We start from the raw sequence: 23,582 nt of genomic DNA on the forward strand, positions 1-23,582 counted from the left end.
GGATAATCGGGGCCATCGACCACTTCAACACGGGACGCTTCATGCAACTGGCACCGGAAATCTTCAAGGCCTACGACATCCGCGGCATCATCGACAAGACGCTCACCCCCGAGGTGGCGCGGGCCATCGGCCACGCCCTCGGCTCGGAAGCCGTCGCGCGGGGTCAGCAGACCATCGCCGTGGGCCGCGACGGGCGTCTGTCCGGCCCGGCCCTGGCCGGCGCCCTGGCCGAAGGCATCTGCGCCGCGGGCGTGGACGTGATCGACGTGGGCTGCGTGCCCACCCCCCTGTCCTACTTCGCCGCCTTCCACCTGGGTACCGACTCCTGCGTGAGCGTCACCGGCAGTCATAACCCGCCCGACTACAACGGCTTCAAGATGGTGCTCGGCGGCCAGACCCTGTTCGGCGAGCTCATCCAGGATCTGCGCCGCCGCATCGAGGAAGGCGATCTGGCCCACGGCACGGGCAGCGTGCGCAAGGCCGACATCGTCGGCGACTATCTCGACCGCGTGGTCGGTGACGTCAAGCTCGCCCGTCCCATGAAGATCGTCATCGACTGCGGCAACGGCGTGGCCGGCGCGATCGCGCCCGAGCTGTTCCGCCGCCTCGGCTGCGAGGTCACCGAGCTGTTCTGCGAGGTGGACGGCCACTTCCCCAACCACCATCCGGACCCGTCCAAGCCGGAGAACCTGCAGGACGTCGTCCGCGCCCTGGCCGAGACCGACGCCGAACTGGGCCTGGCCTTCGACGGCGACGGCGACCGCCTCGGCGTGGTCACCAAGGACGGCGAGATCATCTACCCCGACCGCCAGCTCATGCTCTTCGCCGAGGACGTGCTCTCCCGCGTGCCGGGCGGACAGATCATCTACGACGTCAAATGCACCCGCAACCTCGCCCACTGGATCCGCGAGCGCGGCGGCGAGCCGGTGATGTGGAACACCGGCCACGCCCTGGTCAAGGCCAAGCTCAAGGAAACCGGCGCCCCGCTGGCCGGCGAGATGAGCGGCCACATGTTCTTCAAGGAACGCTGGTACGGCTTCGACGACGGCCTCTACACCGGCGCGCGCCTGCTCGAGATCCTCTCCGCCCGGCCCGACGCCAACGCCGCGCTCAAGGCCTTGCCGGACGCGGTCAGCACGCCCGAGCTGAACATCAAGATGAACGAAGGCGAACCCTTCGAGCTGGTCCGGCGCCTGCGCGAACAGGCCGCCTTCGACGGCGCCCAGGAGGTGATCACCATCGACGGCGTGCGGGTCGAATACGCGGACGGCTTCGGCCTCGCCCGCCCCTCCAACACCACCCCGGTGGTGGTGCTGCGCTTCGAGGCCGATTCGCAAGAGGCCATCACCCGCATCCAGGGGGCCTTCCGGCAGGCGATCGAGGCGGTGTGGCCGGGCGCGCAGCTGCCGTTCTGACCGCTCCGGCACGCTCCACGACCCTGGGCGCCCCCGACCGGGCGCCCATTTTTCTTTCGACTTCATCTGGCCCGGCATGACCGACATCGCCCGCTGCCCTGCCCTCATGATTTCCGCGCCGGCCTCCGGCCAGGGCAAAACCACGGCCACGGCCGCGCTGGCGCGCTGGCACACCCGCCAGGGGCGGCGCGTGCGCGTGTTCAAGACCGGGCCCGACTATCTCGACCCGATGGTGCTCGAGCGCGCCTGCGGCCAGCCGGTCTATCAGCTCGATCTATGGATGGGCGGCGAGGCCCACTGCCGCCAGCTGCTGCACGAGGCGGCACGGAGCGCGGACCTGATCCTCGTCGAAGGCGTCATGGGCCTGCATGACGGCATCGCCTCCAGCGCGGCGCTGGCCGAGACCTTCGATCTGCCGGTCATGGCGGTCATCGACGGCTCGGCCATGGCCCAGACCTTCGGCGCGATCGCGCTGGGGCTTGCGCAGTACCGCCCGACGCTGAATTTCTTCGGCGTGCTCGCCAACCGCGTCGGCAGCTCCGGCCATGCGCAGATGCTGGCCGAAAGCCTGCCCGAGGGCATGGCCTGGCTGGGCGCCCTGCCGCGCAACGCCGACGCCGCCCTGCCCTCGCGCCACCTGGGGCTGGTCCAGGCCGACGAGATCGCCGACATCGAGCAACGCATCGACCGGGCCGCCGATGCCCTCGACGCGGTGCAGCCCCCCCTGCCGGCGCCGGTGGCGTTCGCCCCGTCCCAGGCGCCCGCCGCGCCGCGCCGGCTCGACGGGCACACCATCGCGGTGGCCCGCGATGCCGCCTTCGCCTTTCTCTATCCCGCCAACCTGGACTGCCTGCGTGCGCTGGGTGCCGAGCTGAGCTACTTCTCGCCACTGGCCGACGCGGCCCTGCCGGCGGCCGACGCCCTCTACCTGCCCGGTGGCTACCCGGAGCTGCATCTGGACGCGATCGCCGCCAACACCGCCATGCGTGAGGCCATCCGGGCCCACGCCGACGCCGGCAAACCCATCGTCGCCGAATGCGGCGGCCTGCTGGCCCTGCTCGACACGCTGACCGACACGCAAGGGCGTCGCGCCCCCATGTACGGCGTCCTGCCCGGCCAAGGGCAGATGAGCGCCCGATTGGTCAATCTGGGCATGCACAGCGTCGATCTGTCGGGCCGCATCATCCGCGGCCACAGCTTTCATCACGCCCGTGTCGAGTGCCCGCAGACGCCCGCCACCATGACCCGCCCCGAACGACTCAACGGCCAGCCCGAAGCGCTCTATCGGCGCGGACGCACCACCGCCAGCTTTCTGCACATGTACTTTCCGTCCCATCCCGAGGCGGTGGCCACGCTGTTTGCGCGCTGAGTCGCCCGGCACGACCGGCTGGCGACGGAGCCGGCATCGGTCCCCACCGACGACGCCGGAACGCGTCGTGGCCTGCGTTCAGAAGCTCGCCCAGGCGAACAGGAACACGGTGTTGTTGTCCTTCGCGTCGCGGCCGGCGCCATCGTAGTTGTGGCTGGCGCCGTTGAACTTGTCGAACATCGTGTACTGCAGGCCGAGGCGCAGGTTCGCCCATGGCGCGCCCCACGATTCCGCCTTGCCCAACGGCGTCCAGTCCGCCTGGAGCACATAGCCCGAGGTATCGGGCGAACCATTCGCGTAGCCGTCGGCATAGCGCAAGGCGTCGCGCCGACCGGTGGTCGCAAAACGGCCGGCCGAGAAGGTCCAGGTCTCGTCGTAGGTGTAGGTGGCGTTGAGCTTGAATTCCTTGAGGGTGGCCTTGACGGACTGCGCGTTGCCGGCGTCGAACATGGCCTGGCCGTTCTGGCGCTCGCGGATGTAGCTGGTGTAGACGGCGGCGACATGCTTGGGCAGCCCCAGGAACTGGTAGGAGGCATCGACCCCCAGGTCGTCATAGCGATCCTTGGGCCCGTTGCTCAGCCGATCCGGCTGGAGACTGGTCTTGAGGCAGAACACGCCCGCCTGGAAGGCCTGATCGCTCATGTCCTTCATCCAGGCCAGTCGCCAGTAGGCGGTGCTGCCCCCGAGGCGGCCCATGTCCTCGCCACGACCCTGGCCGGTCCGGCTCTGCAGTGCGGGCGACAGTGCGCGGTAGGTCCCCAGCTCGCCATACACCGTGTTGTCCCACAGGGCATACACGCTGGCGCCGAGCACACGATGCTCGAGTCCGCCGTTGATCATGGTCGCGGCATCTCCCCCCGTGAAGCCGGTGTCCGAACCGGTGAAGGGGAAGCCCCAGGCCGGCATCGTGTTGAACGGGTCCTGGACCCCGGGGTTGTTGTTCACCGAGACCCCGGCCACCACGTCCCGACCCGCCAGATCAAAGGTGTTGGCGATCCTCAGGTCCGCGTTGTCCAGCGCGCTCGTCTGCGCCACCCCGTCGTAGGTCGCCTGCACCAGGGCACCGACGTGATCGGCCAGCCTGCCGGCCAGGAAGAGCGAGGCCTCGTTGATCCCGACGTTGTCATTCCGGTGGGTATGGGGCGACGGCGGGTCCGCCTGATCCTTGGCGGTGTGGGTGTAACCGGCGATCAGCATCGCGGAGAACGGGAGCTCGCCCTTCCCGCTCGTGCCGTCGGTGTAGCCGTCGATCTTGAACCGGATGCCGAACGGCGTCAGTTGTGGCCCGAATGCCCCCACATGGCAGGCGGCACAGTCCTGCCCTGTTTGCCGGGCGAACGCCGGCAACGCGCTCGCGTCGTTCGCAACCAGCAGCAGCGCACCGGCAAGCGCACCGAAACACCAGGCGATCAGGCGCGAACGCCGGCCTTGACTCTTTTCATTCATCGTTCAACCTCGACAATTCCGAAAGCAACGGGCACACCGCTTTTCCATCCGCCGGCTCGCGGATGAAGGTCGGGGTGAAGGCTGAGGCACAGGGGGTGAATCTGACGTCGGCCGGTCTCCGGCGCTCATCGTCCGAAGCAGAGCCTACGGGAACGTTCCTTTCGGAAACCTGACAACGCTGCGCCCTCAGGACGTGTCGCGCACACCTGGAAACGAAACGCGAATGCGTGTGCCGTGGCCGCCGGCGCCCTCGCCGACGGCAATCGTGGCCCGGTGACGATCGGCCACCTCGCGCGCGATCGCCAGTCCGAGCCCTGATCCGCCGGGCGCGGCCGCGCGCCCGCGATAGAAGCGCGCGAAGATCCGCTCGCGTTCGTCCGGGGCGATCCCCGGCCCGTCGTCCTCGACCTCCAGCCATGCCACCTCGCCCTGCCGACCGCAACGGACCACGACATGGCCGCCGCTCGGCGCATAGGCAATGGCGTTGTCGATGAGATTCATCAACAGCTCGTGCAACAGCCAGGCCACCCCGAAGATCCGCGCCTCGGCGGGCTCGAAGGACAGCTCGACGTCCCGGCGCAGGGCGGCGTCGAGTGCATCGGAAGCGCATCCCTCGACCAGCTCGGCCAGATCGACCGTCGCCTGCGGCATCGCCGGATGGGCCTCCGGCGCCGATCGCGCCAACGCGAGCATCTGCCGCGTCAGATGCACCAGATGGGCCACCGCGTTGCGCAACCGCAGGAGGCGGTCCCGTGCCGCGGCCGGAAAATCCTGCTCGGCCAGCTCCAGCTGGGTCTGCATCCCCGCCAGCGGCGTCCCCAGCTGGTGGGCCGCGTTCGACAGAAACACCTGCTGGGCGCGGCCGGCAGCCTCGACACGCGCCATCAACCGGTTGATCGCGGCTACCAGGGGGCGTGTCTCGTACGGCACCATGCCCTCGTCCAGGGGGCCGAAGTCGTCCTGGGCCCGGGCGTCGATGCGCCCGCCGAGGCGCGCCAGCGGACGCAGGCCGACGCGAACGCCAAAATAGATGACCGCCACCGTGATCGTCAGCAGCACCACGTTCGGCCAGATCACCGCGCCGAGGATGTCTCCGGTCACCTGCTGACGACGGCGCAAGGTCTGGGCCACGACGACCGTCGCGCGGCCGCCCGGCCCCGCATGCCCCAGCGCCACGAAGCGCATCGGAGTACCCCCGATCTGCACGTCGCCGAATCGGTGCTCATCCGGCGCGGGGCGCAAGGAAATGACCGACAGCGCCTTGTCGCCCGCGATCATCCGCCCGTCTTGCATGACCACCTGATAGCGCACGGCGTCGACGCGATCGGCGCGCAGCACCGCCTCGGCGGCCGCCGGCAGATCCAGTTCGAGCGGTGCATCGTCCGCGTCGCGCTCCAGGCGCGACGCCAGTGCGGTCGCCATGCCCAACAGCACCTGGTCGTAGGAGTCGTTGGACAGGTGCACCGCCGTGCGGTAATCGGCCACCACGCTGATCGCAAGCACCACGGTCACCGGCAGGAACAGCAGCAACAGCAGGCGCGAATGCAGGCTCCTGGCCCGGAACGAGCGAAGCATCATGTGCCCCTCAGCCCTCGCCCGCCTCGATCCGATACCCGATGCCGCGCACCGTCCGGATGAGCACGGCGCCCCCCAGCTTGGTCCGCAGACGGGAGATGTAGATCTCGATCGCATTGGGCGTGATCTCCCGGTCCCACTGGCCCAGGCTCTCCATGAGGCGCGCCTTGCCGGCCACCTTCGGCGCCGCGAGCATGAGCTGTTCGAGCACGCTCAGCTCGCGTCCGGTCAAGGCCACCGGCTGGCCGGATACGGTCACCGTGTGGGCGGCCGCATCCAGACACAGCGCACCGACGACCATCATCGAGCGGGTGCCGGCGTGGCTGCGGCGGATCAGGGCGCGCAGGCGGGCGAGCAGCTCCGGCGCCAGAAACGGCTTGATCAGGTAGTCGTCCGCCCCGCAATCGAGGCCCGTGACCCGGTCGTCGAGCCCGTCCCGCGCGGTCAGCATCAGGATGGGCGCCAGGGCCCCCTGGGCGCGAAGGCGCCTCACCAGCTCGAAACCGTCCATGCCCGGCAGGCCCACATCGATGATGGCCGCATCGTAGGCCGTCAGCGCCATCGCACCGATGGCCGGTTCGGCCGCTTCCAGGAGATCGATCCGCCATCCTTCCCGCTCGACCACCTCGCCGATGCCCGCCGCGATCATTGCGTCGTCCTCGACCAGCAGCAAACGCATCGACGCCTCCTCCAGATCCGTGACTCGGGAGCATAGCGCGAACCCGAATGCCTCGCCTCGTCGCGTCCCCGTGGTGCCGGGCGCCCTGGTGGAGAGGCGATGGCGCCGCCAAGCGTCGATCGCCGCTACGCCCCCCCGCCGTCCGCTGCCCGAGACAACACGCTCGCCTCGGGTGCTAGGGCCGAGAGGAAAGTGGACCCGGCCAGCAACTGTTCGAGACGCTCCATGCGATGCCGATGCGGCGTCGTGATGGCGTAGAAGTGCTCCTGAAGCTGCGGGGTGTGCCCGACGCTCACGAGCAGTCCCTGGCGCAGTTCGTCCTGCACCACGACTTCCGGCAACACGGTCAGCCAGCCGCTGTCCCGCGCGATGAGGCGAAGCATCGCCATGTCGTCCACTTCGGCCCGGATGCGCGGCTGCACGCTGGCGGACATGCACAGCGCGTCAAATTGCCGGCGCAACGCGTGCTGCGGTCCCGGCAGCGCCAGGTCGAGCCCGCTCAGATCGTCGGGCACCTGCAGGCGGCGGCCCTGCCAGACGCTCGCCGGGCCGACCAGGGAGATGGTCTGGCTGCCCAGAAAGCAGCAATGCAGCGGGCGGTCCGGGTCGGTCGGCGCCGGTTCGTTCGCCAGCACGATGTCGAGCCGGTGCTGTACCAGACGCTCGAGAAGACCTTCGAGCAGCCCGGATTCCATCGTCAGGGTCACCGTCGGGTCGGCGAGCAGCGGCCGGATCCAGTTTTCCTGATAGTTGCGCGACAAGGTGGCGACACTGCCCATGCGCAAGCGGGTCATGCCTTCGCTGCGGCCCTGAAGCCGGCCGAGCATCTCCTGCCCGAGGCCGAAAATGTTCTCGGCATAGGTGAACACCAGCCGGCCGGTTTCCGTCAGCACCAGTCGCCGCTTCTCGCGCTCGAAAAGCGCTTCGCCGAGCCTGTCCTCCAGTTGCCTGATCTGCGCGGAGAGCGCCGATTGAGAGACATGCAACTCGCCGGCGGCCTGGGTCAGATGTCCCGTCCTGGCCACCCGCCAGAAGTAGAACAAGTGATGGAAATTGAGCTGTTCGAGATCCATTGTTCTGTTTTTCCGAACGATACGTTCTAAACAATATATTTTACAGAACCAATGCGAGCAAACATCATTCGCGTCACCGCTTTCACACGATGTTTGCCATGAGTTCAATCGACGCCTTCCTGCCCGCTTTCGCCCTCGCGCCAGCGGCCCTGATGACGGCAGCCGCCGTCTTGCTCACGCTCCGCCCCGGGGCGGATACCGCGGTCTGGGCCCGTTTTCGCGTTCTTGCGGCGCTTGCGCTGCCGTGTGCGCTGGCCCAGCCGGTGGCGCTGTGGGCGCTCCAGGGCCAGATGAGCACCCAGGCAACGGCCGGGTGGGTTTCCTGGCTTTCGACCGGCCAGCTGACGGCCTGGATGGCCGCGCTGGTGCAGCTGCTGGGCACCGTGATCGGGGTGTTCTCCGCGCGCTACCTGCACGGCGAACCCGGTCAGCGCCGTTATGCCGGGGCGTTTGCCGGCGTCCTGGCGTCGGTGCACCTGCTCCTGCTCGCCGGTCACTGGCTGATGCTGATCATCGCCTGGGCGGCGGTCGGCCTGTGCCTGCGCCGGCTGCTGTGCTTCTACACGGATCGTCCCTTTGCCCTGCTGGCGGCGCACAAGAAACGGATCGCAGACCGGCTGGCCGACCTGCTGCTGCTGGCGGCCGCGGCGCTCGCCTGGACGGCGGTCGGCAGCGGCAGCTTCGCGGATCTGTGGGCACATCTGGCGCACCAGGGGGCCTCGGTGGCCCTGCAGGCCAGCGCCGTGTGTCTCGTGCTCGCGGTCGTGCTGCGCACCGCGCTGTTCCCCGTCCATGGCTGGCTCATCCAGGTCATGGAAGCGCCCACGCCCGTCTCGGCCCTGCTGCACGCCGGCGTCGTCAATCTGGGGGGCTATCTGCTGATCCAGTTCGCGCCGCTGCTCGCGGTCTCGCCGGCGGCACGCTGGCTGCTGGTGGCGTTCGGCCTCGGCACGGCGCTGCTGGCCGGGCTCGTCATGCTCACCCGCATCAGCATCAAGGTGCGTCTGGCGTGGTCCACGGTGGCGCAGATGGGGTTCATGGTGCTCGAATGCGGGCTCGGCCTGTATGAGCTGGCCGCGCTGCACCTGATCGCGCATTCGCTCTACAAGGCCCATGCCTTCCTGTCCGCGTCCTCGATCGTGCGGGAGACACGCTCGCAGATGATGCGCGGGCGGACCCGCGCGGCGGCACCGAGCCTGATGCTCGCGCCGGCGGGCAGCATCGCCATCGTCCTCCTCGTGCAGGCGCTCCTCGCCGCGGGGGACTGGCCGTGGTGGTGGAACGGCGTCCTCGCGCTGGCCTGGGCGCCCCTGCTCTGGGTGCCGGTCACCGACGGCGGAGCGGCGGCCGCCTCCGGCCAGCGGATGGTTTTCGGCGCCACGCTGGTGGCCGTCCTGACGGCCGTTGCGGCGCTTGCCCACCGGCTGCCGCTGGGGGTCAGCGATGCGCCGTTCCACGCCGCGGGCCCGGTTGCCCTGGCCGGCATGGCGCTGCTGTACCTGTGCCTCACCATGCTGCAATGGCGCCCCGAACGCTTCGCCGTGTGGCACCGCTGGAGCTACGCCGGGTTCTATGTCGACGAGCTCTATACCCGCCTCGCCTTGCGCCTGTGGCCGGCCCGCTGGACGCCGGACGCGGCGCTCCACACCCCGCCACCGAGCGCAGGCACCCAGCCTGCCGTCAACGAGAAATGAAACGCAGCGCAGGAGACTGACATGGACACAGGAGTGCTTGCAGAATCGACCCTGAGTACGGCCAGTGGCGGCACGGCGCCGGCCCACGGCGCCGTGGAGCGCATCGAGCGCAGCCGCATCGAAGCGGCCTGCGAGGCGGCCTGCCGGTCGATCGCGCCCGCCTGGCCTCTCGATCGCGCCATCGCCGTCAATCCCCACTGGGCGCGGATCGGCAGGCCGGTACGGCAGGTGGCGGCGCGGATGGCGGTGCTGGGCGACATCCAGGTGTTTCCCCCGCGCGACCAGCTCCGTGCGGCCTGGGAATCCGGGCGCATCTCACAGGCCGACCTGCGCTACGCCCTGCAGGCGCTGCCGGCGGCCAGGTCGGGCGCCCTCACCGAGCGCGCATGCACCGAGGCCCTGGCCCGCCCGCGGAAACTGCCGCATCTGCCACTGCTGATCGACGTCCTCGACGACGACCCCTTGCGTCACGCGCGCCTCTCGTGGCGTCAGGCCATCACCCATCAGGTCAGTCAGACCTGTGCCGCCTACTTCGATGAACATCAGGCGGACTGGGCGGCGCGCCGCGGTGAGGGCCTCTATGCCTTCTGGCGCGACACGATCACCCACGACCACGGCATCGGCGTCCTGATGGGCCTGCCGCATCTGGGCCACTCGCTCGAAGCGCTTCCCGCCACGCGCCAGGACGCCGAGTCCTGGGTGCTGCAGCGCCTCGGGCTTCCCGAGGCGGTATGGCCGGACTATCTGGAAGCCGTGCTGCTGACGGTCAACGGCTGGGCCTCGTGGTGTGCCTACCTGGGCTGGCAGGCGCGGTTGCTCGGTGCGTCCGACGAACACCTGCGCGACCTGCTCGCGATCCGGCTGGCGTGGGGGGCAATCCTGCTCGAATGCAAGGACGATGCGTCGGCCCACCACGCCTTTGCCGCCGTCCAGGGCCACTGGCGCGACGCGGCAACGCTGCTGCAACAGGCCGAAGCGCAGCTGCGGGTCGACGAGGTCTGGCAGCTGGCCTTCGAAGCGGGCTACCAGCGCGAACTTGCCGACAAGCTCAGCGTGCCCGGGCACGGCGCGGCCATGCCGGAGGTCGCACCCGAGGTCGAATTCCAGGCCGCGTTCTGCATCGACGTGCGCAGCGAGCCGCTGCGCCGCGCCCTGGAATCGATCTGTCCGACCGTCCAGACCATCGGCTTTGCCGGCTTCTTCGGCCTTCCGGTCGCCTACACGCCGCTCGCCACGGCGGCACGCCGGCCGCAGCTGCCCGGCCTGCTCGCACCGGCGCTCGAGGTCACGGACGCGATCGTGCCGGCGTCAGGCCCGGAGGACGCCGCAATGAGCGAGATCGTGCGCGGGGCGCGCCGCAAGCGCTTCGCCCTGTCCGATCAGGCGCTCGCGGCGAGCCGCTGGCCGGGGGCCTCCTTCTCCTTCGTGGAGGCCGCCGGCGTCGGTTATCTGGGGAAACTGTGGCAGTGGCTCAAGCCCTCCCGCCAGCGGCGTGTGCGCGACGACCTCGCCGGCGTACCCGGGCGCTACAAGGCGCGCTGCCGTCCGGTACTGGACGGCCTCGACGCCGGCGCCAAGGCCGACCTGGCGGCGCGCGTGCTCCAGGCCATGGGGATCGCACACACCCTCGCGCCGCTGGTCGTGCTCGTGGGCCACGGCAGCCAGAGCGCCAACAACGCCCATGCCGCCGCCCTCGACTGCGGCGCCTGCTGCGGGCAGACCGGCGAGGTCAATGCGCGCGTGCTGGCGCAGGTGCTGAACGATCCGGCGGTGCGCAGCGGCCTCGGCGAACGGGGCATCGAGGTCCCGGAGGACACGGTGTTCGTGGCCGCGCTGCACAACACCACCACCGACGAGATCGAAGGCTTCGACCTCGACCGGCTCGGCCCGGCCGCGCAGGCGCGCTGGGACACGCTGAACGACGCCTTCGTCCACGCCTGCGACCAGGTGCGCCGCGAGCGCGCCGTGCGGCTCGGCCTCGACCCGCGCACCAGCCATGACCGGCTGCTGGCCAACCTGCGCGAGCGTGCCAACGACGGCGCGCAGACGCGGCCGGAATGGGGACTGGCGGGCAATGCGGCATTCATCATCGCACCGCGCCATCGCAGTCTCGGCGCCGTGCTCGATGGCCGCTGCTTCCTCCACGACTACGACGCCGCCCAGGATGCCGACGGCCGCCTGCTCGAGCAGCTGATGACGGCGCCGATGCTGGTGGCGCACTGGATCAACTGGCAGTACCACGCCTCCACCTGCGACCCCACGCACATGGGCTGCGGCAACAAGGTGCTGCACAACGTGGTCGGCGGCCATCTGGGCGTCTTCGAAGGCAACGGCGGAGACCTGCGCATCGGCCTCGCGAAGCAGTCGCTGCACGACGGCCAGCGCTGGATGCACGAGCCCTTGCGACTGACCGTGATCATCGACGCGCCGCGCGAGGCGATCGAACGGGTCATCGCCCGCCATGCAACCGTGCGGCAACTGCTCGACAACGGCTGGCTCCACCTGTGGCGTTTCGGCGACGTGGAACTGCTCCGTTTCGTCAATGGAGGCTGGCACGCGCTGGGACTGGACGCGGAGGAGGGCGCGGCGATGGCGCCGGAGTGCACATCGCCCGGCTGACCACGCCCGGCAGCGCTGCCCTCAGAACGGCAGTTTGCGCTTCGGCGCCGCCGTGGCCTTCCGGGCCGGCGGGGCGGCCCTGACCGGCTTTCTGGGCTGGTTCATGGTCTCGCGCGCGAAGCGCACCTTGCCTTCCAGCTCGCAGCCGCGCATGCCGGGTTCGCACACGGCGCCGCGAACACGCTGGCAGACGCCGTCGAGGTCATGCGGGCAGCTCCACGAGGACATGGCCGGTCTCCGATGCGGGCAAGTGGGGAAGGACCAGTCTAGCCCGTCGGCCCGCGCGCGCCCTGATGCAGCTCAATCCACCTGCCGATGGGCCAGCCAGTCGAGCACCGCGAAACCGGTGCCCCGCTCCCAGCCCTTGAGCCTGTCCTTGGGGATCAGCTTCACCTCGGCCAGCTCCTCGTTGAGCATGATCTGGCCGGTGGCCTGCACGTGATACACGAGCAGCACCTGGTTGGCTTCGGCGAAGGCGTAGTTGCCGATCCAGTGCACCGCCCGGGCGTCGAGGCCGGTCTCTTCCTTCACCTCGCGCGCGATGGCCTCGGCCGGCGCCTCGTCGCGTTCGAGAAAACCGGTCACGAGGGCGAACTTGCCTTCGGGCCAGGCGGCGTTGCGGGCCAGCAGCATGTGGCCGTCGCGGTCGAGGCATTCGATGAGCGCGCACACCACCGGCACCGGATTACCCCAGGCGATGAAGCCGCAGCCGTCCTCGGAGCACACCCGGCGCGGCAGGCCACCGATGTGGGCATCCGCCAGGGCGGCACCGCATTGGGGGCAGAAGCGCCAGCGTTCCGGCTCGAATCTCATCACGCGACTCCAACGGAAAAGGGCCGGCGAGCGCCGGCCCTTTCAGTGTGCCACAGCACCGCTTACAGCTTGCCGCCGATCCACTCGACCACGCTGGCGAGCGCCGCCGGCAGGTTCTCCGGCTGGGTGCCGCCGGCCTGGGCCATGTCCGGCCGGCCGCCGCCCTTGCCACCCACCTGCTGGGCGACGAAGTTGACCAGCTCGCCGGCCTTGAGCCGGTCGGTCGCATCGCGGGTCACGCCGGCGATCAGGGTCACCTTGCCCTCGCTGGCGGTAGCCAGCACGACGGCGGCAGTGCCCAGCTTGTCCTTGAGCTTGTCCATGGTCTCGCGCAAGCCGGCCACGTCGGCGCCATCGATGGCGGCGGCGAGCACCTTGAGGCCCTTCACCTCGACCGCCTGGCTGGCCAGGTCGTCGCCGGCGCTGGCGGCCAGTTTGGATTTGAGGCGCGCCAGTTCCTTCTCGAGCGCCCTGACCTGCTCCTGCATCTGGCCGACCCGTTCGGGCAGCTCGGAGGCCGGAGTGCGGGCCACGCCCGCCGCCGCGTCGAGCAGCGCCTGCTGGGTCTGCACCCAGGCCACGGCGCCCGCGCCCGTCACCGCCTCGATGCGGCGCACGCCGGCGGCCACGCCACCTTCGGCGACGATCTTGAACAGGCCGATATCGCCGGTGCGGGCCACATGGGTGCCACCGCACAGTTCCTTGGAGGTGCCGATGCTCAGCACCCGCACCTCGTCACCGTATTTTTCGCCGAACAGCATCATGGCGCCGGACTTCTGCGCATCCTCCAGCGCCATCACCGAAGCGTCGGTGGCGACGTTCTCGAGGATCTCCTCGTTGACGCGCTGTTCGATCTCGCGGATCTCGTCGGCCGTCACCGGCTGGTTGTGGGAGAAGTCGAAGCGGGTCTTGTCGGGGTCGACCAGCGAGCCCTTCTGCTGCACATGGCTGCCGAGCACCTCGCGCAGGGCCTTGTGCATCAGGTGGGTGGCCGAATGGTTGCGCATGGTGGCGCTGCGGGCGATCGGATCGACCCGGGCGCTCACGGTGTCGCCCACGGTGATGGCGCCGGTGCTGACCACGCCATGATGGCCGAACACGGCGGCCTGGATCTTCTGCGTGTCTTCGACCTGGAAGTGGCCCTTGCCGCCCACCAGCAGGCCCTGATCGCCCACCTGGCCGCCGGATTCGGCATAGAACGGGGTGTTGTCGAGCACCACCACGCCCATCTCGCCTTCGGCCAGGGTCTCCACCTGGGCGCCATCCCGGTACAGGGCGAGCACCGTGCCCTCCTGCTCCAGGGCGTCGTAGCCGTGGAAGACGGTCTCGGCGCCCTCGTATTCGAGCTGCATGGCCATCTTGAACTTGCCGGCGGCGCGGGCCTGGGCCTTCTGGCGCGCCATGGCGGCGTCGAAGGCGGCGGCATCGACGCTCACGCCGCGCTCGCGGCACACGTCGGCGGTCAGATCGAGGGGGAAGCCGTAGGTGTCGTGCAGCTTGAAGGCGGTCTCGCCGTCGAAGACGATGACGCCGGCCTCGTCCATCCCGGCCAGCTCGGCCTCGAGAATCGCCATGCCGTGCTCGATGGTCTCGAAGAAGCGGCTCTCCTCCTGGCGCAGCACGTCCATGATGCGCGCCTGATCGTCCACCAGCTGCGGATAGGCCTCGCCCATCTCCTTGGCCAGATCCGGCACCAGCTTGTGGAAGAAGGCGGCGCGTGCGCCGAGCTTGTAGCCATGGCGGATGGCGCGGCGGATGATCCGGCGCAGCACGTAGCCGCGGCCCTCGTTGCCCGGGATGATGCCGTCGGCGACGAGGAAGGCACAGGCGCGGATGTGATCGGCGATCACCTTGAGCGAGGGGCTGTCCATGTCCGCGTCCGAGGTCTCGCGCGCGGCGGCGGCGATCAGGTTCACGAACAGGTCGATCTCGTAGTTGGCATGCACGCCCTGCAGCACCGCCGCCACCCGCTCCAGGCCCATGCCGGTGTCCACCGAAGGCTTGGGCAGCGGATGCATCACGCCGGCCTCGTCCCGGTTGAACTGCATGAACACGTTGTTCCAGATCTCGATGAAGCGGTCGCCGTCCTCGTCCGGGCTGCCCGGAGGGCCGCCGGGGATGTGGGGACCGTGGTCATAGAAGATCTCGGTACAGGGGCCGCAGGGGCCGGTGTCGCCCATCATCCAGAAGTTGTCGGAGGCGTAGCGCGCGCCCTTGTTGTCGCCGATACGGATGACCCGCTCGGCCGGCACACCGATCTCTTTCGTCCAGATGTCGAAGGCTTCGTCGTCTTCCGCATACACGGTGATGGTGAGCTTCTCGGCCGGCAGGCCGAAGCGCTCGGTGAGCAGTTCCCACGCGTAGTGGATGGCGTCGTGCTTGAAGTAGTCGCCGAAGCTGAAGTTGCCCAGCATCTCGAAGAAGGTGTGATGGCGCGCGGTGTAGCCGACGTTTTCCAGGTCGTTGTGCTTGCCGCCGGCGCGCACGCATTTCTGCGAGGTGGTGGCGCGGGTGTAGGGACGCTTGTCGAAGCCGAGGAACACGTCCTTGAACTGGTTCATCCCCGCGTTGGTGAACAGCAGGGTCGGATCGTCATGCGGGACCAGCGAACTGGAGGCGACGATTTCATGCCCCTTGTCGCGGAAGAATTCGAGGAAAGTGCGACGGATCTGAGCGCTTTTCATGGTCTGTTGGGTCGGGCGTGACGGCCGCAAAGCCGAAATAAATCGAAACGCCCATCTTAGCATGGCGCTGTGCACAAACGGGCCGCCCGGGCATCGCCCGGCGCGGCCCGTTCCCGCGCCGTTACGGCAGGTTCAGGATCAGCGACACCCGCGGCATCGGATCGACGTAGACCCGCTGCACTTCACGCACCGGACGATAGTCGCGATCGACGTAGCCCCAGGCGGGGGCATGGCGATAGCCACGGTGCCAGCCACGGTCGCCACGCCAGCGTTCGCGGTCATGACGCTCGCGGTAGATATGCCGGTCCTGACGCGCCAGCTCCTCATGCATCCGACGGCGCTCGTGCCGGGTCACGCGGCCATCGCGCTCGGCCCGGTGCTGCATGCGGTCGATGCGATGCTGGCCGCGCTCGAGGCGCCGGGCTTCGGCACGGGTCAGATCGCCCGAGCGATAGCCCTGTGCGATGCGATGCTGCTGACGGTCCTGACGGGCATCCACCCGATCGCCGCCGTGCCGGGCCATCGCCGGCACCGCGAAGGTGCACGCGGCCAAGATGGCACTCAAGGTGATCAGCTTTTTCATGATCGTTCTCCTGTCGATGAATAGTGAGTGGGGCCCACACCCGCATCAACGCGAGGCCTGTGTAAAGCGTGCACGTACAGGTTGTAAGCACAGGTAAGGCCGCCACCGCACGCACCAGACGCGGCGCCGCTACAATCGCGATTCGAACTAGGGAGAACCGACATCCATGGGACACCGCCTTTCCAAGATCTACACCCGCACCGGCGACGCCGGCACCACCGGCCTGGGCGACGGCAACCGCGTCTCCAAGAACAGCCTGCGCATCCATTCCCTGGGTGAGGTCGACGAGCTCAACGCCACCGTCGGCCTGCTGCTCACCGAAGCGCTGCCCGACGACGTGCGCGCCCTGCTCACCGATGTGCAGCACGACCTGTTCGATCTGGGTGGCGAGGTGTGCATCCCCGGCATGAGCCTGATTACCGACAAGCAGGTGGACAAGCTCGAGGCCGCGCTCGACGCCTGGAACGAGGATCTCGCCCCGCTCAAGGACTTCATCCTGCCCGGCGGCTCGAAGGCCGCCGCCCAGGCGCACCTGTGCCGCACCGTGTGCCGCCGCGCCGAACGCATGCTGGTCGCCCTGTCGCAGGAAGAAGCGGTCAACGACGGCCCGCGCCAGTACCTCAACCGCCTCTCCGACCTGCTGTTCGTGCTCGGTCGCCACCTCAACCGGGTGGATGGCCACGGCGACGTGCTGTGGCAGAAGGGGAAAAACGCCTAGGTGTGCGGCGCAAGCCCGGATGCCGGCGGCGGGCCGGCATCCGGGATCGTCAATCTTGCGGGCGATCGAATCCCGCTGCGGAGCACGTCGGGCAATACAGGTAGATGTCGTCGCGGCCGTCGAGTTGCAGCACTCCGCCACGGTACTGATGAATGCTCCAAGTTCCCCTGGTGCCATCGGTCAGCTGGATCTGGCCGCGGACATAACACGGGGACCAGTCAACCAGGCTCCGGTAGTCTCGCCGGAGCACCCGCTTCGCGTTCGCGAAATACGCCGCCGCTTCGGCCGCAGACAGACTGAATTTTTCGCAGCGAATGCCCATGCCCTTGCCTGCCGCCGCGGTGATCCCGGTCCGGGTCACGGTCACCGTTTCGATCGACCCGATATCGAGGGGGAAAAGCTCGGGCTCGGTACCGTCGTCGGGATTCGCCGCGCATGCGGATATCGACACGGCGGCGGCCACCAGGCAACCCAGACGAAGCATACGCATCACCATGTCGCCGTCGCCGCTTCGGAAGGATTCTTGCGCGAAACGGTCGGGTGCCGGAACACTTCCGTGACCGGCACACCGAAGGTCGTGCGCAACTCGAGGATCAACCATTTGAGGGATTTCGCCTGCCTGGCGGTCACCGCCTCATAAACGCGCTGATCGTCGGGGGCGTTTCGGGGTAGCGCCTCGCCAACAAGTTCAATCCCGATGCTATCTTCATTGGACGGGTATCTGTCCGGAACATGCTTCGACATCTCTCTGCGATGTTCGGCTTTGGGGTCAAACTGCCGTAGCAGCTTGAGTTCAACCGGCGAGCACGTCATCTTTACCAGACAACGCGCCCGCAGACGACCGACATGCCACGTCTGATTGAGCAGCGATGCCGTCTGGTAGATGGTGCCGTCCTTGGCGATGAGAAAATGAGCGCCCGACCGGCCGTTCTTATACGAATTGAGGGTCGACTGCGCTGACGGACTGTCTGTCTGATGCACGATGATGCCCCGCACGTGCGTCATCGGCCGTCTCTGGATGGCAACGCTGATCGCCTGTTTGATGTTCGAGTGTACTGCTTTACCGGTTTGATCAATGATCAGCATAGGGCTCCGACGGGGTGCGGGAATGAACCACCGTTCTCTTTGAGGCGGCTCACATGGGGGCCGCATCCAATTTAGCACATACGCATACCCATACCAATCCGTGGCGCGTCGTAGGTCGGGTTTCGCGTTGTTCAACCCAACCTACGCAATGCCGCACGCCTCAGGTCAGATGCCGCGTCATCGCGGTGTGGGCGCTGGCCAGCGCCTCGCCGGGGTGATGCGACAGCGACGCGGGAATCGAGATGAAAGCGGCGGTGCCGACGACGAGCAGGCACATGGTCACCACGCTGATCCACTGCAGGAAGAAATCGGTCTCGAAGAGTTTCATGATCGTGCTCCGTGGGGTAAGGACACGCCCATGGTGCCGAGCAAGGCTTAAGCGCCGGTTAACGGCCCGGGGTGGTGCCGGGCACGCGGTGTAAGCATTCGTTTCCCGTTCGTCTTCCGGCGGCACCGGCAAGCGCCCCGGCAGCGCCCAGCCGGACTACAATCGGCGCCTTTCGCTCCAGCGCCGCCCTTGCGGCCACCGCCATGCGTATCGACACTCTTCGCCAGCAGCTGCGCACGCTCGGCGCCAAGCCCTGCCACGAGGCCCGCATCCTGCGCGCCTGGGCCCAGGTGCTGCCGCTGGACGGCGGCCCCCGGCCGGCGCAGCATTTCCTGCCGCAGGCGGTGCGCACCGCGCTGGAGACGCTGCAGCCGCAACTCGACGGCCTCGCCACGCTCAAGTCGGAACACCCGGCCGCCGACGGCGCCTCGCGGCTGCTGGTGGCGCTGTCGGACGCCCAGACCGTGGAGAGCGTCCTGCTGCCGCGCGGCGGGCTGTGCGTGTCTACCCAGCTCGGTTGCGCGGTGGGCTGCACCTTCTGCATGACCGGCCGCGACGGCCTCATCCGCCAGCTCGGCAGCGCCGAGATCGTCGCCCAGGTGGTACTGGCGCGGCGCATGCGCGCGGTGAAGAAGGTGGTGTTCATGGGCATGGGCGAACCGGCCCACAACCTGGACAACGTGCTCGAGGCCATCGACCTGCTCGGCACCGACGGAGGCATCGGCCACAAGAACCTGGTGTTCTCCACGGTGGGCGATAGGCGCGTATTCGAGCAGCTGCCCCAGGGGCGGATCAAGCCGGCGCTGGCCCTGTCGCTGCACACCACCCGCGCCGAGCTGCGCGCGCAGCTGCTGCCGCGCGCCCCGCGCATCGCACCGGAGGAGCTGGTCGAACTGGGCGAAGCCTACGCCCGCGCCACCGACTACCCCATCCAGTACCAGTGGACACTGATCGAAGGCGTCAACGACAGCGACGCGGAAATGGAGGGCATCGTGCGCCTGCTCAAGGGCAAGTACGCGATCATGAACCTGATCCCCTTCAACCCGGTGGACGGCCTGCCCTACCGCCGCCCCGACCCGGCGCGCACCGCCGAGCTGGTGCGCAGCCTGCATCGCCAGGGCATCCTCACCAAGATGCGCCAGTCCGCCGGGCAGGACATCGACGGCGGCTGCGGCCAGTTGCGGGCGCGCCACGTCACCCTGGTGCGCCGGTCCCGTGCGCCCGGACCGGCCGCCGCTCAGGGCGCGTAGCCGGTCAACTCCAGATAGCCCATGCCGGCGGCGCCGTCGTCCACCTGCACCACGCCTTCCCAGTAGGGGAAACGCCCGCCCATCCATTGATCGTCGCGCACGGCGCGCACCGTCCACGACTTGTCCTGCCCGGGCAGGCTCACCCGCCACGCCAGCGGCAGGCGGCGGGTGGCATCGGGTTGCCCGGGGGTGGGCGTGGCCACGGTGCGGCGCTCGAGCACGTCGAGCGTGATGTCCTCGGGCCCGAGGGTCTCGCTGCGCCCTTCGGCATCGATCCAGCTGCCACTGACCCAGTCGGGGCCGTCGGCGTGGCGCAGGCGATACACCATGAGCGCATGGCCGTCGGCCAAGTGCAGCGAGAACCAGTCCCAGCCCTGCTGGTTGGCGGCCAGCGGTTGCGAGCTCCACTCGCGGTCGAGCCAGCCGGTACCGGACAGGCGCACCGGCCGGCCATCGACCGTGACCGCGCCGTCGACCCGCACATGGGGCTGGCTGTAGTAGTAGCTCGCCTGCCCCTGGGCCGACTTGCGGCTGTAACCGCCCTCGCCCTGCAGCACGTAGGGCGTGCGCGCCGACAGGGCCAGTCGCACCCGGGCGCCGTCCACCGTTGCGTCGAGCCGGGCCGGAAACAGCTCGGCCCCGTCCGCGACCAGCGACCAGTCGTCCAGCCAGGCGCTGAAGCGACCGTCGCGCACGGCCACGCCGGCCTGGCCGATGCCGCCGCGCGCGAAGCGCTGTTCATGGCGATAGCCGTCCGGTGTGGTCAGCGCCGCATGCGCCATCCACATCTGGCTGCTCGACCAGCCACCGGGATCGGCGCCGGGCGCGAGCTGCTGGCGGAACAGCGTCCATTGCACCCCCCAGCGGCGCCCGCCGGCGTCGGTGAGGTTGGCGGTGAGATACCACCATTCGATCCGGTAACCGGGATGCGGCAGGTGGTCGCGCGGGAAGGCGAAGGCGCGCCCCGGCGTCACCCGCGCATAGCCCGCGCCCGGGTCGCGCAGCGGCTGATAGGGGTCGATGCCCTGCGCCGACACGGCCACCGGCAGCATCGCCAGCAGGCACAGGACGATCACGTTCATGCCCCGCTCCCCAGCTGGGCCATGGCCTGCGGCAGGCGCCGGCGCAGGAGGAGCTGCACCACGCCGAGCGCGATGGCGACGATGAGCGCCACCAGCCCCAGCAAGCCCAGCGCCGGCAGGGGCGACCACCGCATGGGCATGCTCCAGCCGAAGGAGATGACGTTGAGTTCGTGGATCAGCAACCACGACAGCAGCGCCCCGAGCGGCACCGACAGCGCCCAGGTGAGCAGCGCGAACACCCCCAGCGGTACGCCCACCACCGCCAGCAGCTCGGCGCGCGTGACCCCCAGCGCGCGCCAGCGGGCGAACTCGGGCAGGCGCTCGTGGAGGATGGCCAGCAGGGCCGTGAGCAGCGCGCTGCCGGCCACCAGCAGGGTGAGCGTGTTCATGGCCGCGGTCATGGCGAAGGTGCGCTCGAAGATGTTCAGTGACAGGCGCTTGATGTCGCCCTGGTCGATCCACTCGCCCGGCGCGGCGCCGGCGCGCTGCAGGGCCGCCTCGACCACGGGCCGGTCCGCCCCCGGCGCCAGCCACAGCGCGGTACCGAAGGGCGCGGCGTCCGGCCACAGGGCGCGCATCCGCGCCTTGGGCAGATAGAACTGGAACAGGGCGTTGCCGTAGTCGTGGAAGAAACCGGCCACCCGGAAGGTCGCGGGCCCCCGGTCGGTCTCGAGCCGTACCGTGTCGCCCAGCACCAGCCCGCCCAGGTAGTGGGCCTGCTCGTTGGCGAGGATCAGCGCCTCGCCCCCGGCGCCCGAGGCGCGCCAGCGCGCCAGCGCGTCGGCCTCGGCGTCCGCCAGGGGCAGGCGTGCCATGTCGGGGGCCGACACGTCCATGCCCAGCACCCGGGTCGGTCGGTCGTGCCAGCGGGTGAGCACCCCGATGCGGGCATGCGCGTGGGCGAGCCAGCCGCCCCGCGATCCGGCGTCCACCAGCGCGCCCACGTCCAGCCGCGGACTGTTCACATACACGTCGGCGCCGATGCGTTGGTCCATCCAGTCGGACAGCGCGGTGCGGAAGCTGCCCACCAGGGTCTCCACCCCGAGATTGGCCGTCAGCGCCAGCAACAGCGCCATCATGGCGGTGCGCAGGGCCGGCAGCTGCGCCCAGCCGTCGCTCAGCACCCAGCGAGTGCGCAGCGCCCCACGCCCGGCCCGCCGGGCGACGAGCCCGTGCGCGCCGGCCAGCAGCGCGGGCAAAGCCCAGGCGGCCGCGAACAGCACCAGCGCGAGCAGCACGAAGCCCATGGCCACCGAGTCCATCACCCGCTGCACGCCGAGCGCCGCCAGCGCCAGCGCCAGTGCGCCCCACAGCAGATGCCGGCGTGCGCGCACGTCGGCCTGCCACCCCGCCGCCGCGCTGCCGGCGGCCAGCACCTGCCCGCGCAGTTGCAGCCACAGCGGCCACGCCAGCGCCACCACCAGCCCCACCAGGGTCAGGCTCCAGGCCAGCAGCACGGTGCGCGCGGACAACAGCAGCTGCGCGCCGACCACCGCGCCGTAGAGGTTCTGCAGGCTGGCGCTCACGCTCGGCAACAGGGCGTGGCTGATGCCCCAGCCGGCCAGCAGCCCCGCCGCCGTGCCGACCCCGCTCCACAGCAGCGTCTCCACGCCGATGGCGACGGCAATGAGGCGCAGGCTCACCCCCATCAGGCGCAGGTTGCGCAGGGTCGGGCGCCGATACCACAGCGAAAAGCGCACCGCGTTGAAGACGATGAACAGGCCCACCGCGAAGGACAGCAGGCTCATGGCGGTCAGGTGGGTGTGCAGGCTGCGGGTCAGCTCGGTGAGGTCGAGCCGCTGCCGGTTCGGTTCGAGGTGCAGGCCGGCGGGCAGGGCCGCCTCGAGCCGCGCGCGCCGGGCCGGATCGATGGTGCTCACCGCGAGGCTGCTCAGCCGCCTCGAGCCGAGCACGTGGAAGGCCGCGCCCAGGTCCATGAAGATCTGCCGCCCCTGCCCGCTGCGGCTGGCGATGCGCGCCGGCGGCAGGCGGCGGCCATCGCGCAGCAGCAGGCGCGTGCCCGCCGTGACGCCGAGTTCGTCCGCCACCTGGGCGGGGAACCAGGCCTCGTAAGGCGGCTGGATCAGCGCCAGCCAGTCGACCGCCGCACCGGCGCCGCCGGCGCGCATCGCCCCGGGCAGGGCCATCAGGTCGGTGGCGATCAGGTACAGGGGCTGGTCGTCGGCGGTCGAGACCCGCGCCTGCAGCAGCGGGAACACCTCGCGAAAACCGGCGCGGCGCAGCGCGATGTAGTCGTCCGGATCGATGCCACCGCCGTCGCGGGCGCGAATCCAGTAGGCCGCCTGCGCGCCGAGGATGCGGTCGGCCTGCGCATAACTGGCGCGGGCGTGGCTGTTGATCACCTGCACCGCCGACCACAGCCCCACCCCGGCCACGAGGCCGGCGAGCAGGAACACGCTCTGCCAGGGATGGCGCCAGTAATGGCTCAGGAGCGCGCGCAGGGCCCACGCGAGACGGACCCACCGCGCGGTCATGGCGTCACCGCGGCCAGCGGCGCCAGGCGCCCCTCGTGCAGCCACCACTGTTCGTCCAGGTAAGCCGCCATGGCGCGGCTGTGGGTCACCATGAGCAGCGCGCTGCCGGCTTCATGCACCAGCTCGCGGAACAGGGCCATCACTTCGCCGCTGCTGTGCTCGTCGAGGTTGCCGGTGGGCTCGTCGGCCAGCACCAGCGGCGGCCGGTGCGCCAGTGCGCGGGCGATGGCGACGCGCTGCTGCTGGCCGCCGGAGAGCTGGTGCGGATACTTGCGCAACTGGGTCGCGAGGCCGAGGCGCTCGATCAGATGGCGTTCGAATGCCGCATCGACCCGACCGCTCAGCGCCGCCTGGAAGCGGATGTTGTCGGCCACATCGAGGGTGCCCACCAGATGGAACTGCTGGAACACCAGGCTCACGGTGTGCCGGCGCAGCGCGGCCAGCGCGCCCTCGGCAAGTCCGTCGAGCTCTGTGCCGGCCACGCGGATGCGCCCCGCGTCGGCCACGTCGAGCCCGGCGGCCAGATGCAGCAGGGTGCTCTTGCCGCTGCCGCTCTCGCCCAGCAGCGCCGCCGACCGCCCCGCCGCGAGCGCGAGGTCGACGCCGTCGAGCACCGTCACCACCCCTTCAGGCTGGGCGTAGCGCTTGACCACGCCGGCCAGCTCGAGCATGC

General features: G+C 69.5%; 20 protein-coding genes. 6 read left to right on the forward strand and 14 right to left on the reverse strand.

The window, feature by feature from the left end; genetic code table 11:
• The first annotated feature begins 41 nt into the window (after nt 1–41).
• Nucleotides 42–1,415: a phosphomannomutase/phosphoglucomutase gene (locus G3580_RS12215; protein WP_173765888.1), complete on the forward strand. Its 1,374-nt coding sequence runs from the start codon at nt 42–44 to the stop codon at nt 1,413–1,415.
• Between the two features lie 76 nt (nt 1,416–1,491).
• The gene (locus G3580_RS12220; RefSeq protein WP_173765890.1) at nt 1,492–2,784 is read left to right on the forward strand and encodes a cobyrinate a,c-diamide synthase; all 1,293 of its coding nucleotides are present in this window, start codon (nt 1,492–1,494) and stop codon (nt 2,782–2,784) included.
• A 78-nt stretch (nt 2,785–2,862) separates the two neighbouring features.
• On the opposite strand, the gene G3580_RS12225 is transcribed toward G3580_RS12220, so the two are convergent.
• The 4 genes from G3580_RS12225 to G3580_RS12240 form a co-directional block, all read right to left on the reverse strand.
• On the reverse strand, nt 2,863–4,230 hold the full coding sequence (locus G3580_RS12225; protein WP_173765892.1) for a cytochrome C: 1,368 nt from the start codon (nt 4,228–4,230) through the stop codon (nt 2,863–2,865).
• Nucleotides 4,231–4,416: 186 nt separating this feature from the next.
• Nucleotides 4,417–5,808, reverse strand: coding sequence for a sensor histidine kinase (locus tag G3580_RS12230; protein ID WP_173765894.1), 1,392 nt, complete (start codon nt 5,806–5,808; stop codon nt 4,417–4,419).
• A 7-nt stretch (nt 5,809–5,815) separates the two neighbouring features.
• Nucleotides 5,816–6,484 carry a response regulator gene (locus G3580_RS12235; RefSeq protein ID WP_173765896.1) on the reverse strand — a complete coding sequence of 223 codons (669 nt, stop codon included), beginning with the start codon at nt 6,482–6,484 and terminating at the stop codon, nt 5,816–5,818.
• Between the two features lie 125 nt (nt 6,485–6,609).
• Entirely contained in the window at nt 6,610–7,557 is a 948-nt protein-coding gene (locus G3580_RS12240) for a LysR family transcriptional regulator (protein ID WP_173765898.1), read from the reverse strand.
• A gap of 98 nt (nt 7,558–7,655) precedes the next feature.
• Here G3580_RS12240 and G3580_RS12245 point away from each other — a divergent pair, with 98 nt between their 5' ends.
• Nucleotides 7,656–9,251: an NADH-quinone oxidoreductase subunit L gene (locus G3580_RS12245; RefSeq protein WP_173765900.1), complete on the forward strand. Its 1,596-nt coding sequence runs from the start codon at nt 7,656–7,658 to the stop codon at nt 9,249–9,251.
• A 21-nt stretch (nt 9,252–9,272) separates the two neighbouring features.
• Nucleotides 9,273–11,870, forward strand: a complete 2,598-nt coding sequence (locus G3580_RS12250; RefSeq protein ID WP_173765902.1) for a YbcC family protein — start codon at nt 9,273–9,275, stop codon at nt 11,868–11,870.
• Nucleotides 11,871–11,891: 21 nt separating this feature from the next.
• On the opposite strand, the gene G3580_RS12255 is transcribed toward G3580_RS12250, so the two are convergent.
• From G3580_RS12255 to G3580_RS12270, 4 genes are all read right to left on the reverse strand, one after another.
• Nucleotides 11,892–12,098 carry a hypothetical protein gene (locus G3580_RS12255; RefSeq protein WP_173765904.1) on the reverse strand — a complete coding sequence of 69 codons (207 nt, stop codon included), beginning with the start codon at nt 12,096–12,098 and terminating at the stop codon, nt 11,892–11,894.
• A gap of 72 nt (nt 12,099–12,170) precedes the next feature.
• Nucleotides 12,171–12,683 (reverse strand): NUDIX domain-containing protein, encoded by a 513-nt coding sequence (locus tag G3580_RS12260; protein ID WP_173765906.1) that lies wholly within the window; start codon nt 12,681–12,683, stop codon nt 12,171–12,173.
• Between the two features lie 62 nt (nt 12,684–12,745).
• The gene (gene alaS / locus G3580_RS12265; protein WP_173765908.1) at nt 12,746–15,367 is read right to left on the reverse strand and encodes an alanine--tRNA ligase; all 2,622 of its coding nucleotides are present in this window, start codon (nt 15,365–15,367) and stop codon (nt 12,746–12,748) included.
• 121 nt (nt 15,368–15,488) lie between these two features.
• Nucleotides 15,489–15,950, reverse strand: coding sequence for a hypothetical protein (locus tag G3580_RS12270; RefSeq protein WP_173765910.1), 462 nt, complete (start codon nt 15,948–15,950; stop codon nt 15,489–15,491).
• Nucleotides 15,951–16,116: 166 nt separating this feature from the next.
• Between G3580_RS12270 and G3580_RS12275 the strand changes: the two genes are divergently transcribed.
• Nucleotides 16,117–16,668: a cob(I)yrinic acid a,c-diamide adenosyltransferase gene (locus G3580_RS12275; protein ID WP_173765912.1), complete on the forward strand. Its 552-nt coding sequence runs from the start codon at nt 16,117–16,119 to the stop codon at nt 16,666–16,668.
• A gap of 49 nt (nt 16,669–16,717) precedes the next feature.
• On the opposite strand, the gene G3580_RS12280 is transcribed toward G3580_RS12275, so the two are convergent.
• From G3580_RS12280 to G3580_RS12290, 3 genes are all read right to left on the reverse strand, one after another.
• Nucleotides 16,718–17,164, reverse strand: coding sequence for a hypothetical protein (locus tag G3580_RS12280; protein WP_173763306.1), 447 nt, complete (start codon nt 17,162–17,164; stop codon nt 16,718–16,720).
• On the reverse strand, nt 17,158–17,754 hold the full coding sequence (locus G3580_RS12285; RefSeq protein ID WP_217424478.1) for a peptidoglycan recognition protein family protein: 597 nt from the start codon (nt 17,752–17,754) through the stop codon (nt 17,158–17,160). Before G3580_RS12285 ends, G3580_RS12280 begins: the two co-directional genes overlap by 7 nt.
• A 160-nt stretch (nt 17,755–17,914) precedes the next feature.
• Nucleotides 17,915–18,082 carry a hypothetical protein gene (locus G3580_RS12290; RefSeq protein WP_173765914.1) on the reverse strand — a complete coding sequence of 56 codons (168 nt, stop codon included), beginning with the start codon at nt 18,080–18,082 and terminating at the stop codon, nt 17,915–17,917.
• A gap of 203 nt (nt 18,083–18,285) precedes the next feature.
• On the opposite strand from G3580_RS12290, the gene G3580_RS12295 reads away from it, so the two are divergent.
• Nucleotides 18,286–19,332, forward strand: a complete 1,047-nt coding sequence (locus G3580_RS12295) for an RNA methyltransferase (RefSeq protein WP_173765916.1) — start codon at nt 18,286–18,288, stop codon at nt 19,330–19,332.
• On the opposite strand, the gene G3580_RS12300 is transcribed toward G3580_RS12295, so the two are convergent.
• The 3 genes from G3580_RS12300 to G3580_RS12310 are packed head-to-tail and all read right to left on the reverse strand — an operon-like array spanning nt 19,320 to nt 23,580.
• Complete coding sequence (locus tag G3580_RS12300; RefSeq protein ID WP_173765918.1) at nt 19,320–20,414, reverse strand: lipocalin-like domain-containing protein; 1,095 nt, start codon at nt 20,412–20,414, stop codon at nt 19,320–19,322. The two genes, G3580_RS12295 and G3580_RS12300, sit on opposite strands and share 13 nt — an antisense overlap.
• Nucleotides 20,411–22,909 carry an ABC transporter permease gene (locus G3580_RS12305; RefSeq protein WP_173765919.1) on the reverse strand — a complete coding sequence of 833 codons (2,499 nt, stop codon included), beginning with the start codon at nt 22,907–22,909 and terminating at the stop codon, nt 20,411–20,413. Before G3580_RS12305 ends, G3580_RS12300 begins: the two co-directional genes overlap by 4 nt.
• On the reverse strand, nt 22,906–23,580 hold the full coding sequence (locus G3580_RS12310) for an ABC transporter ATP-binding protein (protein ID WP_173765922.1): 675 nt from the start codon (nt 23,578–23,580) through the stop codon (nt 22,906–22,908). The genes G3580_RS12305 and G3580_RS12310 overlap by 4 nt, the downstream gene beginning before the upstream one ends.
• Nucleotides 23,581–23,582 lie beyond the last annotated feature (2 nt).

This window comes from Nitrogeniibacter mangrovi (assembly GCF_010983895.1).
Lineage (GTDB): Bacteria > Pseudomonadota > Gammaproteobacteria > Burkholderiales > Rhodocyclaceae > Nitrogeniibacter > Nitrogeniibacter mangrovi.

Bases quoted from the DNA above. Each gene is read 5' to 3' on its own strand.
- G3580_RS12290 (WP_173765914.1), bottom strand. From the start codon at position 18,082: ATGAAACTCTTCGAGACCGATTTCTTCCTGCAGTGGATCAGCGTGGTG.
- G3580_RS12215 (WP_173765888.1), top strand. From the start codon at position 42: ATGCAACTGGCACCGGAAATCTTCAAGGCCTACGACATCCGCGGCATC.
- G3580_RS12230 (WP_173765894.1), bottom strand. From the start codon at position 5,808: ATGATGCTTCGCTCGTTCCGGGCCAGGAGCCTGCATTCGCGCCTGCTG.
- G3580_RS12275 (WP_173765912.1), top strand. From the start codon at position 16,117: ATGGGACACCGCCTTTCCAAGATCTACACCCGCACCGGCGACGCCGGC.
- G3580_RS12285 (WP_217424478.1), bottom strand. From the start codon at position 17,754: ATGCTGATCATTGATCAAACCGGTAAAGCAGTACACTCGAACATCAAA.
- G3580_RS12240 (WP_173765898.1), bottom strand. From the start codon at position 7,557: ATGGATCTCGAACAGCTCAATTTCCATCACTTGTTCTACTTCTGGCGG.
- G3580_RS12280 (WP_173763306.1), bottom strand. From the start codon at position 17,164: ATGGTGATGCGTATGCTTCGTCTGGGTTGCCTGGTGGCCGCCGCCGTG.
- G3580_RS12300 (WP_173765918.1), bottom strand. From the start codon at position 20,414: ATGAACGTGATCGTCCTGTGCCTGCTGGCGATGCTGCCGGTGGCCGTG.
- alaS (WP_173765908.1), bottom strand. From the start codon at position 15,367: ATGAAAAGCGCTCAGATCCGTCGCACTTTCCTCGAATTCTTCCGCGAC.
- G3580_RS12295 (WP_173765916.1), top strand. From the start codon at position 18,286: ATGCGTATCGACACTCTTCGCCAGCAGCTGCGCACGCTCGGCGCCAAG.
- G3580_RS12310 (WP_173765922.1), bottom strand. From the start codon at position 23,580: ATGCTCGAGCTGGCCGGCGTGGTCAAGCGCTACGCCCAGCCTGAAGGG.
- G3580_RS12245 (WP_173765900.1), top strand. From the start codon at position 7,656: ATGAGTTCAATCGACGCCTTCCTGCCCGCTTTCGCCCTCGCGCCAGCG.
- G3580_RS12225 (WP_173765892.1), bottom strand. From the start codon at position 4,230: ATGAATGAAAAGAGTCAAGGCCGGCGTTCGCGCCTGATCGCCTGGTGT.
- G3580_RS12260 (WP_173765906.1), bottom strand. From the start codon at position 12,683: ATGAGATTCGAGCCGGAACGCTGGCGCTTCTGCCCCCAATGCGGTGCC.
- G3580_RS12220 (WP_173765890.1), top strand. From the start codon at position 1,492: ATGACCGACATCGCCCGCTGCCCTGCCCTCATGATTTCCGCGCCGGCC.
- G3580_RS12250 (WP_173765902.1), top strand. From the start codon at position 9,273: ATGGACACAGGAGTGCTTGCAGAATCGACCCTGAGTACGGCCAGTGGC.
- G3580_RS12235 (WP_173765896.1), bottom strand. From the start codon at position 6,484: ATGCGTTTGCTGCTGGTCGAGGACGACGCAATGATCGCGGCGGGCATC.
- G3580_RS12255 (WP_173765904.1), bottom strand. From the start codon at position 12,098: ATGTCCTCGTGGAGCTGCCCGCATGACCTCGACGGCGTCTGCCAGCGT.
- G3580_RS12305 (WP_173765919.1), bottom strand. From the start codon at position 22,909: ATGACCGCGCGGTGGGTCCGTCTCGCGTGGGCCCTGCGCGCGCTCCTG.
- G3580_RS12270 (WP_173765910.1), bottom strand. From the start codon at position 15,950: ATGAAAAAGCTGATCACCTTGAGTGCCATCTTGGCCGCGTGCACCTTC.